Genomic DNA, 15,648 nt, shown 5'->3' on the forward strand with positions numbered 1-15,648 from the left:
TGCTTGATTTAATTAATTGAAATGTATAATACGAAAATACACCATATATAAAAATAATAGATAATATATAAAATGATTTATTGGGTTTAGATCCACCAGAACTACCTGCCATCACAATTTGAAATGGAACGAATAATTTATTAGCAATTTTTTGGGCATTTTTAATAATATCTTCAATTTGTTTTTTGTTTAGTTCTATTTGTCCATTGTTTTCTATATAAAAATCTGTATTAAATTCATTTATTCCATCCATTATTACTCCATCTTGATAAAAGTAATAGTCTATCCATGATTCTATTTTTCCAGGTAAATCCAAATCATAAAAATCTGCAATTGAATATAAACTATTATTTCTCGAAATTTCTGCTAAAAATGGACTAACTAATTGAAAACCAATTAAGATACATATGGCCGATAATCCTATAGGGTTTATAATAGATGAACTTGCAGTTCCCCATTCTACAATAAGAGAACTTCCAATGATTGAACAACCAGAACTAACAAAATATAAAAAATTAAATTGACTAAATTCTGAAGAATTAAGAATCAGTAAACTATTTCCATATTTAATTGCATTGTTAGTTATTTCATCATGATAACAGGGCATAGTACCTAATAATCCATTAAAGCTAAAAATATCTCTGACAATACCCGTAACTGGATCAAGTACCAACAAACTATAATCTTCACCAACAACCTTTAAAAAATAATATCCATTTTCATAATGCAATTCTAAAGATTTATTATTCATATAACTTTGAAGTAATCCTAATGTTACACTTCCAATTGTATAATCCTGCCAAATGTTACTTCCAACTAACTGTTCAATTAAACTATAAGCAAAAGAACAAGTAAAACGAAACTTCCAAACATCATTATCCGAACCATTAACACTCATACCCATATCATGATTAGATTCACCTGTAATATACAAACAATTATAATCATTGCACAAAGAAAATGCAGCTGGAGAAGATCTATACCAAGACACATTAAATACGTCTGCAGCTAAATCTGCAACACAATCATGCTCATACATAACAATCAAATCAGTCAAAAAAGTACCATAAGCGGCTTTCATCAAACCAGGTTCATATTCATTACTTTTATTTATAATATATGTATAATAATATATAAAATTTTTAAATTTTATTGAATTATATCAACCATATAAAGTTAAGGATTGTTGATAAAATTATTAAAAGAGTTATACCAAAGAAGATGGAAAATAGAAACTAATTTCAACAGACTCAAAATATAAATAATACTCGAAAATTTCATGAACATAGAAAAATAATTCTGGAACAAGATTTTTACGCAAATATTTACCACCTCAACTTCTTAATATCAACGAAACACGATCCAACAAGAAAAATAGAGGAAAAAACACAAAACAACACATATGAATATCAAACCAATAACAATATATTATTTGGAAAAATAAAAATATAAATACCAAATCTCCTATCTCCAAGCCAAAAACAACAAAAAAGCAATCAACAGCATAAAAAAATAACAACCACCAATTTGGTTAAAAAATATAATAAAAAGAATAGAAATTCAGATAGGAAATCTCAAGACATAACAGAAATATCCTTACACACAATGAAGATTATATATCATATAATTAAAAAATTCGTTTTAGAATTACCAATTTAATTAAATTAACTAATCATAAAATATATCAAATGGAAATCAGAATTACCATGAAATTATTTGTCATAAAATCAATTTAAAGATATGCAAAATCATTTCAAAAATTTGAAAATAAAAAAAAAGATAGGAGTTAAAATATAACTCCCATTAAATACTTATTCTTTCCTACGTCTTAATCCTACACCAGCAAATAATAACGCCATAGCCAATAGAACTAATGGATTACCGGTTGCTTTGGTATCCATTTTGGCCGGAATATTATCGCTAGCATTTTCAATAGGTTTTTTGTGTTCAACAACTTCGACAGTTACACTTGCAACAGTTGAGTTGACATCAAGAATTTCCTGATCGCTTTCGACTGAAACGGTATTCGTTACGTTTCCTGCTTTTGTAGTTTTAGCTATGATATGCAAGACTTTATTGTTTCCTGCATCAAGCTCACCTACAGTCCAAACACCATTTCCAGGATTATATGTGCCATTTCCGTCATCGGAAGAGTATAATAATCCATCAGGCAAGATGTCTTTTACAGTAACGCCAGTTGCATTGGTGTCTCCTTTGTTGAGGATAGTAACTGTAAACTCTACAAGATCACCCAAATCAGTTTTGGTTGTGTTTGAAGTAATGATAACTTGCAAATCAACCTTAGGAGCAGGCTGAACATCAATTGTTACATTGGTTTTGCTTCCAGTAACGTTTGTGTTCTCTTCATTTGATACTACGTCCACATTATTGGTAATTTGACCTACGCTTGTTACTTGAACTTTAATGGTTAAAGTTCTTGTTTCATTAGCGTTGATTGAGTCAACTTTCCAAACTCCACTGTTGTGGTCATATGCACCTTCAGCATCATCTGAAATGTATACAACTCCATTAGGTAATTTTTCGTTTACAATTACGCCGGTTGCATTTGACGGACCTGCATTGACGACAACAATTATGTATTCAATAGTGTCTCCGACAGTCGGATTACTATTGCTTACCGTTTTGTTTACTGACAAGTTCACTAAGGAATGCACTTCCATTGTAATATTATCATGGTTGTTTTTAGGGTTTGAATCTTTTTCGTTTGAAGACACATTACCGTCAACAGTAATGTTACCATCACGAATTACAGTAGCCTTAATAGTTGCTGAAACTTCCTGATTTGCATTCAGGTAGTCAATTGAGAAGTCACCGTTTTCATTGACTCTTAAAATATCTGTCAATGAATAACCTAAAAGGTCTGAAGTTTCAAACTTGATTTCAGTTGAATTGATTGAAATTATTTTCAATCCGTTAAGGAAATCCTTGTTCAATTTACCGACAATACCTGTAGCATTTGATGGACCATTATTTCTGACTTTTAATGTGATGATTACTTCATCATTAATGTCAGGATTTCTTTTGTCGACACTCAAATCAATAGCAACATCAACAATGTCGCTGACGTGAATTGGAGTTCCACCAGTAATGTTAGTCCTGTTTTCATCGCAAGTAACGTTAACCGCATTTGTTAAATTGCCGCTGACTACAGCAATACATACTACTTCAATGGTTAAGTTTTCACCGGCAGTCAATTTAGAAATGTTCCAGGTAACTTTTCCGTTATCCTCAACACAATCCACATCACTAGAGACGAATTTTAAACCGTTAGGTAACTCATCAACAACAATGACATTAGATGCGTTGGACGGACCATTATTCTTAACAACAATATTGTAACTGACTCTGTCTCCGACATAGATGTCAGAAGCATTAGTAGTTTTAACAACAGTTAAATTAACGACAGGTTTTACTTCAATTTCATCGGAAGTTGTATTAGCAGTTGAATTTTGGCTGCAGGTAACATTAGCGAAGTTAACAGCAGGACCGTTGCTTACTGCAGATACAATGACATAAACACTGACTGAAGAATTGCCTTTCACTTTATCAAGCGTCCATTTTACATTTTGACCATCATTTACATAAGTACCGTTAGCGGAAGAGAATTTCACACTTTCAGGTAAGATATCTTCTATTTCAACATTTGTAGCATCAGACAAACCACTATTTTTAATTGTAATAGTGAATTTAATGCTGTCTCTAACATATACTTCAGTCACATTAGCAACTTTAACAATGTCCAGTCTGACATCAGGTTCAACAGTAATGTTATCACTAGTTCCAGTCACATTGGTTTCGTTTTCCTTAGCGTTTGCAACAACCGCATTGGCAAAAGTGCCGTTGGTTTGTGCCTTAACGATTACATAAACTGTTGCGGATTCATTAGCATTTATATTACCAATAGTCCATGTTACAACGCCTGCATTGTGGCTACCGTCAGATTCGACAAAGGAGAATTCATCGCCTAAGGCATCTGTGACAGTTACATCACTGGCATTGCTTAAACCGTTATTAGTCACGGTAATATTGAATCTAATTTCATCACCAACCTTGATTTGTGTAACATTTGCAACTTTAACAATGTTTAACTCAACATTTGGAACGACCGGAATGTCATCTGAAGAGTTGGTAACTTCAGTATCGTTTTCTTTAGCGTTAGCAGTTACATTATTTGCAAAAGTACCGTCTTTCAATACTTTAACAATGACAAATACTTCAGCAGAGCCGTTAGCTGTAATGCTTGATACATTCCAGGTCACAGCACGTGAAGCAACATCATAACTGCCACCGGAAACATGTTCAAATGCTTCATCCAATACATCAGACACTTTAACGTCAGTAGCATCGGACAATCCATTATTTTTGATTGTTATAGTGAATTTTATGCTGTCTCCAACAACGGCTGAAGTCACATTAGCAACTTTAACAATGCTTAGCTCAACGTTAGGAGTAACAGGAATGTCATCAGAGGAATTTGTAACCTCAGTATCGTTTTCCTTGGAAATGACACTAACATTATTTGAAACACTGCCAGCACTTAAAACAGCAACAACTAAAGTTACAGTCTCAGAACTGTTAGCAGCAACACGATTAATAGTCCAGGACACTTCACGAGTATCCAAACTATAATTACCGCCGGAAACATATTCAAATGCTTTATCCAGCACATCAGTCACTTTAACACCAGTAGCATCAGACAAACCGTTATTGCTAACAACAATAGTATACTCAATATTGTCACCAACAACAGCAGAAGTCACATTAGCCTTCTTGGTAATATCCAACTCAACATTAGGAACAACCGTAACATTATCACTGGTCTTGTTAACAACAGTATCGTTTTCACTACTGTTAGCAAATGCAGTATTTGATAAATTGCCAGCACCAGTAACATTCACAACAAGAACAACATCTGCAGAATGACCAGCAGCAATACTTGAAATAGTCCAGGAAGCATTACGTGAATCAACATCATAATTATCTGCTCCGGAAACATATCTCACAGTTTCAGGCAAAATATCCCAAACATTAACATCAGTAGCATCAGACAAACCATCATTTTTAACAGTAATAGTGTACTTGATTAAATCACCAACAACAGCGGAAGTCACATTAGCAGATTTACTGATGACCAATTCAACATTAGGAGTAACCGGAATGTCATCAGAGGAATTTGTAACCTCAGTATCATTTTCCTTGGAAATAACACTAACATTATTTGAAACACTACCAGCACTTAAAACAGTAACCACTAAAGTTACAGTCTCAGAACTGTTAGCGGCAACACGATTAATAATCCATGTTACATTACGTGAACGAACATCATAACTACCACCGGAAACATATTCAAACGCTTTATCCAACACATCAGTCACTTTAACGTCAGTAGCATCAGACAAACCGTTATTGCTAACAACAATAGTAAATAGAATATTGTCCCCAACATCAGCAGAAGTCACATTAGCCTTCTTAACAATATCCAATTCAACATTAGGATCAACAGTAACATTATCACTGGAATTAGTCACTTCAGTATCATTTTCCTTAGCAACCGCAACAACAGTGTTAGCAAAAGTACCGTTAGCCAATACTTTAACAACCAAAGTCACAGTCTCGGAACCGTTAGCAGCAATAGAATCGATAATCCAGGACACTTCACGAGTATCCAAACTATAATTACCACCAGAAACATAACCAAATGCCTTATCCAGCACATCAGTCACTTTAACACCAGTAGCATCAGACAAACCATTATTAGCAACCACAATTGTGAAAGTAATCTCATCACCAACAACAGCAGAAGTCACATTAGCCTTTTTAGTGATATTCAATTTGACATCAGGACCGACAGTGACATTATCACTAGTGCCAGTTACATTGGTTTTATTTTCCTTAGCATTAGCAACAGCAGTGTTAGCAAAAGTACCGTTTGTTAAAGCAGTCACAATAACATAGACTTCTGTGGAATTGCGGGCAGCAATGCTTGGAATAGTCCAAGTGACTTTGCGAGTAGTATTGTTGTAGACACCATTATTGCTTGATTCAACATAGCCGAACTCTTCGCCTAAAACATCAGTAATGACAACATCTGTGGCATCATCAGTACCGATATTGGAAATTGTGATTGTGAATTTGATATTGTCTCCGACTTTCACTTCTGAGATGTTAGCAACTTTTGTTACGTCCAATATGATTACATCAGCAATGACAATTACTTTAGTAGCATTGGATTCAGTTGAGTTTTCATCAGATATAACTGTTGCATTATTAGTGTATGTACCTTCTTTAGTAGCATTTACGACAACAGAAACTTTTACGGATTCACCTGCGGTAATATTGGCAATTTCCCAATATACAAGATTACCAACACGTCCACTGTGCTCTGAAGAACTGTTATAGCCGAATGCATCTTCAAGCTTATCTTCGATTCTGACATTCGTTGCATTGGATTTACCGTTATTGGTTACAGTTATTGTAAATTCGATATATTCACCGACTTTTACATAACTTGCATTGGAATCTTTAACGATATCCAATTTCACGTAAGGAACGATAGTGACATTGTCACTTGAAGCGTTTACTTCAGTGCCGTTTTCCTTGGATTTTGCAACAACAGTGTTATTGAACTTACCGTCAGTCAATGCGGTTACGACAACTGTGACTTTTGTTGAGTTTCCTGCTTCAATCTTATCAATATTCCATGTGACTTTACGGGTAGCATTATCATAAACACCACCAGTTGAGCTGACATAGCCGAACTCAGAACCTAAAACGTCAGATACAGTGACATTTGAAGCATCTGATTTACCGTTATTGGTAATTACAATAGTAAATGTAATATTGTCTCCGACTTTAACTTCACTTGCATTAGCCTCTTTGGTCAAGTTTAGCTCGACATTTGGAATGATTGTGACATTTTCACTTGAAGCGTTGACTTTAGTCCTGTTCTCATCAGAATTGACGAATGCGACATTAGTGTAGTTTCCTGCAGTCATTGCAGTTGCAACAAGAGTTACAGTTGCAGATTGGCCTGCAGCAATATTTCCAATAGTCCAGGTCACATTGCGTGAAGATTTATCATAACTGCCGCCAGATTTCCATAAGAATGCTTCATTTAATACATCTGAAATGACAACATTCGTTGCATTGGATTTGCCGTTATTTGTCACGACAATAGTGAAAGTAACGTTGTTTCCAACAACAACTGAAGTCACATCTGCGGATTTTGTCATGTTCAACCTCACATCAGAATTGATTGTGATATTTTCACTTGAAGCATTAATTTGGGTTTTGTTCTCATTAGAACTGACAGATGCGACATTGCTGTAATTACCAGCCAATTTGGCAGTTAATGTTAGAGTTACACTTGTAGAGTTGCCTGCAGCAAGCTCATCAATTGTCCAGATCACAGTATCTAAATCAGCATCATAAACACCACCTGAAACGTATTCGAAGGCATCAGGTATGATATCTGAAATAACAACATCAGTTGCATTGGACTTACCGTTATTTGTCACAGTAATAGTGAAAGTAACATTTTCACCAACTTTGACAACATCAGTGTCAGCGACTTTAATCATGCTTAATCTGACATCAGGACTGACAGTTATATTATCAGTTGAATCGTTTACTGGAGTTTTGTTTTCATCTGAGAAAACGGAAGCAACGTTAGTGAAGTTACCTGCAGTCAAAGCAGTTACAACAACAGTGACGTTTGCGGAATCATGTTTTGGAATATTCGGAATAATCCAAGTTACATTGCGTGAACGAGCATCATAATTACCGCCAGATTTCCATTCAAATGCATTATTCAAAATATCGCTGATAACGACATTAGTAGCATCTGATTCACCGTTATTGACAATAGTAATAGTGAAAGTAATATTTTCACCGACTTTAACTTCGCTAGCACTAGATGTTTTGATAACAACCAATCCGACATTTGGATTGACAGTCACATTCTCGCTGGAGCCGTTTACTAAAGTCTTATTCTCATCGGAATTTGCAAATGCAACATTAGTGTAGTTACGTGCGGATTTTGCTGTAACAACAACAGTTCTATTTGCTGATTTTCCTGCAGCAATAGTAGGAATAATCCAGGTTACGTTGCGTGTATTGGCATCATAAGAACCACCTGAAACATAAATGAAATCAGGATCAAGAACATCATAAATGACTACATTAGTAGCATCAGATTTACCGTTGTTAGCCACAGTAATAGTATAAGTGATTTTATCACCCACTTTAACTGAAATTACATCAACGGATTTTGTTACATTTAATTCTACATTAGGAATAACTGTAACATTATCACTAGTCTTATTAACAACAGTATCATTCTCACTACTATTCACAAACACAGTATTAGACAAATTACCAGCAGCAGTAACATTAACAATCACATAAACCTCAACAGAACGACCAGCAACAATACTAGAAATAGTCCAAGAAGCATTACGTGAATCAACATCATAACTATCCGCACCAGAAACATATCTCACAGCATCAGGCAAAACATCCCAAACACTAACACCAGTAGCATCAGACAAACCATCATTCTTAACAGTAATAGTGTACTTAATCAAATCACCAACAACAGCACTAGTAACATTAGCAAACTTACTAATAACCAATTCCACATTAGGAATAACTGTGACATTATCACTAGTTCCATTGGTTTTAGTTTTGTTTTCAGTGGAGTTAGCAAATGCAGTGTTTGTGAAATTACCTGCCTTAAGCACACGTACAACGACTTCAACAGATACAGGCTGACCCACATCCAATTTATCAATAGTCCATGTAACTAAATTGGAACTGTTAGTACCTCCTTGAGTTGCAGAAACAAACTCGAATGCATCATTAAGCTCATCAGTAATATTGACATTAGTAGCGTTGATAGTACCGGTGTTATTTACAGTGATTGTGAATTTAACCAAATCACCGACAACAACACTGGACTCATTAGCAGTTTTGTTAACCTCTAAAATAACAATATCTGATTTATTTACTTCAATGGTTACATTAGCACCATATTTATTTTCTGTACCGTTGATTTTGGTTATGTTAGCATAATTCGTGATATTGCCTGAACCTCTAACCTGAACTTCAATAGTTAAGGAAACAGTTTTGTTCCATGGCAAATCAAATGACCATAAACCTGTTTCAGGATTATAATGAGTATCATTAGCTGATACGAATCTTAATCTTTTATCCAAGATATCATATAATTCAATGCTAACTTTTTCCGGAGGCTGTATGATAACTCTGTTAGGATCAGTATAATCAGTTAAATCAATATTTGAGACAGTAATTGTATAATTGATTTTATCTCCAACATTAGGTGTTGCGTTTGTTACTGTTTTGGTTACATTGATTTCACATTGAGCAACATCCAGGTATAATGTCTGATAATCAATAGTTGATGAAACATTATGTTTTAAGAAATTGTTATTTGAGTACAATACATAATCCTGATTGATAATTGGAGCAGTATCGTGACTAAAATGACCAACATTTTCATCAGCAGTTTTATTATTGACTTTATAAATCACAGTCCTTTTAGCAATGTTATGACCTAACTCAGATTCGTTGTCAGTAGTGCGATTATAATAATCTTTTAAGGTTGTTGTTAAGTTAACACCTTCACCAATGATTGGTTGAGTCTCATTAGTTACAAAGAAATGCATTATCACCCAGGTATCAGGCAGGAAATAGGTACCTTGTCCTGACTGAACATCAATTATCGCTCTTTTCTGTTTATCTGTAGTTCCAAATGGGTCATTTTCTCCCCACCAGTTATATTCAAGGGAATCTACTTCACTATCAGTAATACCAATGTCTGCAGGAACATTCCATTCGTTAGCCATATTCTCTAAAATTACATTATATTGAATAAATCCATTTTTGGTATAAATTGCACCACCAGAATATTGGTTTGAATTATTAATGAATATATTTTCAATAGCTGTTGTATAATTCAGTGAATATATTGCTCCACCGGATCCAGCATGACAATCAGTGAAATTGTTGTAATATGCATAAGTATCATTTGCATAAATAGCCCCCCCCTTGTCCGCATTATCTGAACAGATTATACGATAAAATGAGGAATTGGTTACATTTGCAACGTTTGCATAAATTGCTCCACCGGATGAACGTGCACCAGTAATATTTGTGAATGTTGAATTGAATACATACACATAATTACCACCTTTAACAGCACCGTTTTGACCATTGGAAGAATCAATATCTTTTAAAGTTGAATTATATAAGGAGATATTATCTTCAGCATAGATACATAAACCGTGAGTTTGTCCATCCTGGTCAATGAGGGTAGCATTCCTAAAAGTACAATTCTCAACATATGCATTTACGCCAGCATATACAGATCCTCCATAAATGGTAGAACCATGATATGAGAAATCCAAAAACTCGGTGTTGATAATTGTAGCATTTGATTTAGTGGAAATTATCATACCTGTAGCACTACCTGCCTCAGAGTGAATTTCATCGAAAGTACAATTTTCAACATATAGATTATCTTTTGAAAATACAGAACCTCTATAAGTAGCACCTATTGCATTAGAACTGGTTGCACGTGAATTTGTTAAATTCAATGTTCCATTTGAACCGATAGCTATTCCATACATTGTAGAACCACCAATAGTGTTATTAATAAACATAGTGTTATTTACAACAGCATTACCTTCAGAGAATATAGCTCCATTAGTATTATTTGTGAAAATACAGTCATAAATATCTAAAGTTCCATTAACATAACCTGCAGCATAAAGCTCAGCTTTATTATTGGTGAAATTAGAATTATATATTGCAACATTACCTAAAACACGTATAGCTCCACCATAACTATGTAAAGCTTTATTTATATTGTCAAATGTAACATTTCTAATTGTCATGTCACCTTCAGCATAAACTGCACCACTGTATAGTTTACCATGGTCTGCGACTCTCATATATACGGATGCGATAGTTGAATTTTCAATAGTTACATCACCTTTTGCATAAATGAATCCACCATCACCATTTTCAAAAGCAGGGCTGGAACCATTTACACTAGAATTAATGAAATTAACATTTCCTTCACTGTATACAGCACCACCATAACCCTCAGCAGCATTGCCTGCAAAAATTGAATTTACAATGTCTACATCACCTTTAGCGTAAAATACACCACCATTTGATGCATAATTATTATCATATAAACCATTGTTTTCAATATCATTACAGTTTTTAAGAGTTATAGACGAATTGGTATAAACTGCAGAACCTTCTTTTGCAAAGTTATCTGTAATTGCAGTATTTTCTATATATACATCACCATTTGCATAAACAGATCCTTTTGTAAGAATAGCATAACTATCCCCCAGACAACCAGTTATTTCTGAATCGATTAATGATACACCACCATGAGTGTATATTGCACCACCTTCACCAGCATTACATGTATCAAATGTTGAATTAATAATGATTAAATCATCACTTCCAGTTATATAGATAGTACCTTTAGATGTATCAGTATAATATCCACAGTTATCAAAAGTTGAATTATCTATCATATTTACAGACTTAGTGTAAAGAACACCACCAATAGGAGCCATGTTATTATTGAATAGGGAATCTTTAATAGTGTCAATTTTACCTTCAGTATAAATGACACCACCATTTTCCTGACCAATATTCTCACTAAAACTAGAATTATCGATTTTCGTAACAGAATTTTCATTACCTATATAAATAGCACTACCATTTTTTGCCCAATTTAAACTAAATACTGAATCTTCAATCAAATCAATAATTCCATTAGTATAAATAGCAGCACCCCTTTCAGCAAAGCCATAGCTACCTTGCCTATTACTATCAAAGGTAGAATTCTTAACAGAGGTTACAGAATTTTCATTATAAATATAAACAGCACTCCCTTCATTAGATTCGAAAATAGAATTTTCAATTAAAGAAATGCTTCCTGCATAAATAGCCCCTGCTATTGAACTTGCTTTATTTCCTGAAAAATATGAATTATTTACTGTAACAGTACCTGTTGAATAAATAACTCCACAAGTTGCAATAGTATTATCTATAAATTTAGAATTTTGAATATTAATATCACCAGTTGAATAAATAGAACCGTTTACATCAGGATTAGACCAATCATCAATATTACTATCTTTAAATGTACAATTTACAAAATTTAAAGTACCTTCAGAATAAATTGCATGAAATGCTGTGACAGTTTGAGCAGCCCAATCATGATATACTCCACCCGCATTTTGAATTGTCAAGTTTTTCAAAGTAACAGTTACACCTTCAGAAATATTAAATAATGCTGCCGCATTAGAACCATCAATAATTGCACCATTACCATTTATTATTAAATTTTTCGTTATGTTTATCCCTGTTTGAGGATTTCCCTCATTATATTTATAATTATATTCAAGAGTAATCTCATCACCTGCTGAATCGATTACATCTTTTAAATTAGAAAATGACTGTGTTTCGGTAGGTGCTAATAGAATTCCATCATCATTAGCATCAGCCAAAACGTCTATATCAGTATTATCACTAGCAGATACAAATTGCATTGAGAATAACGCGATAATACATATAATCAAAATAATATATTTCTTATTTTTCAAATTATCACTCCATTAAAATATTTTTAACTTTTTCAATACGATTTTGTAATTAAGGGACCTTTCATATGACCCCCCTGCTAATAACCATACTGTATATCAGCCTTGAAATTCCGATTCTTTCAATGATTTTCTCATCGAAATTAGTGAATAAACATTTTTCAACCCATTTACTTTCTAAAAGTCCGACCACCGAAGAAGCCGAACCAGGATTTTGACTTTCAGTTAATACAAAAATTGTAATTAATTTATGCATTACGTCTTTAAGTTTCAATTTAATCCCCGTTTTAGTAATTAATTAAACGAGAGTCAAATCAAATTAAACTTAATATGGAATCAAAGTAATAATAAAATCAATTTATTACATTTAGAATTAATCACCACAAATTCTTATAAGTAATATAGCCGATTATGATCATGTGTTAAAGACGTATTTTATAACCGATTTTCCTGATTATATGCATCAGTAACCACTAAACCAAAATATACCAATCATAATTTTTTGTTAACTAGAATTAACTCAAAATTTTGATTCACACTAAATTTATATAAGATTTGCTCATCCAATGAATATAAATCAATATATTTTTACTTTATTTCTGTTTTAATTGAATTTAAGATAAAGAAAAGCTATCCGAAATTGGATACTTTCCAATATTCCCATCAATTAACTATAAAATGAGCCAATATAACGACGTTTATCTAAAAGAATAATAACAAATCCAATATTTTTTAAACAGTTTAAATTCTTTTAAATTCGATTAAAAAGGCTCAAATTAATTATTTGTCAATGAAAGTATATATAAATATTGTATTTTTTAAAAAAAAGCTCAAATAATTAAATAAAGGCTCAAAAATATGCGAAATAGACATTATTCTAATTTAAATTTGTATGTGCAAATAAGACAATATTTCAATGAACAATAATACTAATGCAACAAAATATTAAAAAAGCATGACAAAGGAATAATTCATTGTTACCCCTAAAATGTTTAGGGGATTTTGAAAGCATATCCTGTGAAATAATCTTTTTTCATCACATATCTATCTAAAATGATGTTGAATCATTAAAGTGGCTATCAATTAAAAAAAATCCCAAAATATTGATATGATTTCAAATAAAAATATATGATAAATGGTGAAAATATGAAAACTTTACACAAAATATTGATACTGATAGTTATCCTGTTGGTAATTGTTGGTGGAGCTTATGCATTTTTTGGAAATTCACAGCCTCAGGGCGAAGGGATTTCATACAATTCATCTGCATTGAGTGAAAAACTGACAATCAACATGAATAACTGGAGTTATGATGAAACCAATGATATTTACTATCAAATAGGACTCATATACTGTGCAAATCCTGAGGATACGGATTATGAATCCTGTGGAATTTATGTGCCTGGAAAGTACTTTGAAGGGACAGAAAATGGAAACGGAACATAAACATGCAAGATAAATGAAAATGAGAAAGTTGGAAACTATACTGCTTCTGAAGCACCAATAGTAATGCCGATAAATACCGGAGGATATTCCGCTCAAAAAGCGCCGACCAGCTTTAATGCCAATGAAGTGAAACAATACGCTGACGAAGGAATAATCTATCTGGAAGCAGGATGTAGAGGAAGAGACAACGGAGCAAATTATAGTGGCGGAGCACCATGGGGAGCTACAGACCTTAAATCAGCCATATCCTACTATAACTTTAATAAAGACGTGCTTCCAGGAGATACTGGAAAAATATTCACCTTCGGAGGCAGTGGCGGAGGCGCTCAAAGTGCAATAATGGGTGCCAGCGGAAACAGCGAACTGTACAACCCATATCTGGAAAGCATTGGTACGGCAATGGTCGATAAGGATGGAAATGTAATATCAAATGCGGTTGCAGGATCAATGTGTTGGGTTCCAATCACTAATCTTGACACTGCAGATGAAGCATATGAATGGAACATGGGTCAATATTCAACGACAGACACAAGGTCCAATGATACATTCACCAGTTCCGTAAGTGATGATTTGGCTGTCGAATATGCGAAATACATCAATGAACTGGGACTTAAAGATCAGGATGGAAACACATTAACCTTAGAGGAAAGTGACAACGGCATCTACACTTCAGGTTCTTACTATGATTATCTATTGGGCATTACAGAGGAATCTTTAAATAACTTTTTGAATGATACAACATTCCCATACACTCCAGGCGAATCAGGAATGGGAAATGGGCCTACCGGAGATATGGGTAGCGGAGAAATGCCTTCATCAGACGATGGAAACATGCCAAGCGGAGAAATGCCTGAAACAGAGAGCACCACTTCAGACAATGCCAGCTATGAAACTGCAAAAGATTATATTGATTCCCTGAACGGTAATGACACATGGATTGAATATGATGAAAGCACAAACACTGCAAAGATTATCAGTTTGGAGGCATTTGTGAAACATTGCAAAAATCCAACAAAATCCGTCGGAGCTTTTGATGACTTTGAAAGGTCACAGGCAGAAAACGATTTATTTGGAACTTTATCCAACGAATCCCTCCATTTTGATAAAATAATGGCCGGTTTACTATCCAACAATGGTGAAAAATACTCCAAGTTTAGTGATTACGATTCCAAATATGCAACAGAATACAATAATGACCTTAAGCAAAATGACAGTTTGAACAATAGCATGGAGACACGTGCAGACATGTACAATCCAATGTATTACCTTTGCGACTATTATGATGGTGCAGGTTCATCCGATGTTGCAAAATACTGGAGAATAAACAGCGGTATTGAGCAGGGAGATACATCACAATGCGTTGAAGTTAACCTGTATTTGGCACTTGTTCAAAAGGTAGGTGCAGATAATGTCGATTTTACGACTGTCTGGGGTCAAGGACACACCAATGCTGAGAGAACTGGAGATTCAACAACCAATTTCATTGATTGGGTCAACAAATGTTCAACTTGAAAGAAATCATAACCAGATT

General features: G+C 33.8%; 4 protein-coding genes and 1 pseudogene. 2 read left to right on the top strand and 3 right to left on the bottom strand.

Features of this window, described 5'->3' with window-relative positions:
• The 3 genes and pseudogenes from ACKI2W_RS03385 to ACKI2W_RS03395 all read right to left on the bottom strand — a co-directional run.
• Positions 1-1,081: pseudogene (locus tag ACKI2W_RS03385) on the bottom strand (hypothetical protein); the annotation flags it as partial.
• A 730-nt stretch (positions 1,082-1,811) separates the two neighbouring features.
• A complete protein-coding gene (locus ACKI2W_RS03390) occupies positions 1,812-12,650 on the bottom strand; it encodes a hypothetical protein (RefSeq protein WP_407379237.1) in 10,839 nt (3,612 codons plus the stop codon).
• Positions 12,651-12,735: 85 nt separating this feature from the next.
• Complete coding sequence (locus ACKI2W_RS03395; RefSeq protein WP_407379239.1) at positions 12,736-12,945, bottom strand: hypothetical protein; 210 nt, start codon at positions 12,943-12,945, stop codon at positions 12,736-12,738.
• 872 nt (positions 12,946-13,817) lie between these two features.
• Between ACKI2W_RS03395 and ACKI2W_RS03400 the strand changes: the two genes are divergently transcribed.
• Positions 13,818-14,117, top strand: a complete 300-nt coding sequence (locus tag ACKI2W_RS03400; RefSeq protein WP_407379241.1) for a hypothetical protein — start codon at positions 13,818-13,820, stop codon at positions 14,115-14,117.
• Between the two features lie 9 nt (positions 14,118-14,126).
• Positions 14,127-15,629: a subtype A tannase gene (locus ACKI2W_RS03405; RefSeq protein WP_407379275.1), complete on the top strand. Its 1,503-nt coding sequence runs from the start codon at positions 14,127-14,129 to the stop codon at positions 15,627-15,629.
• The last annotated feature ends 19 nt before the right edge of the window (positions 15,630-15,648 follow it).

Origin of the sequence: Methanobrevibacter sp. (assembly GCF_045603845.1) — an archaeon.
Taxonomy (GTDB): domain Archaea; phylum Methanobacteriota; class Methanobacteria; order Methanobacteriales; family Methanobacteriaceae; genus Methanocatella.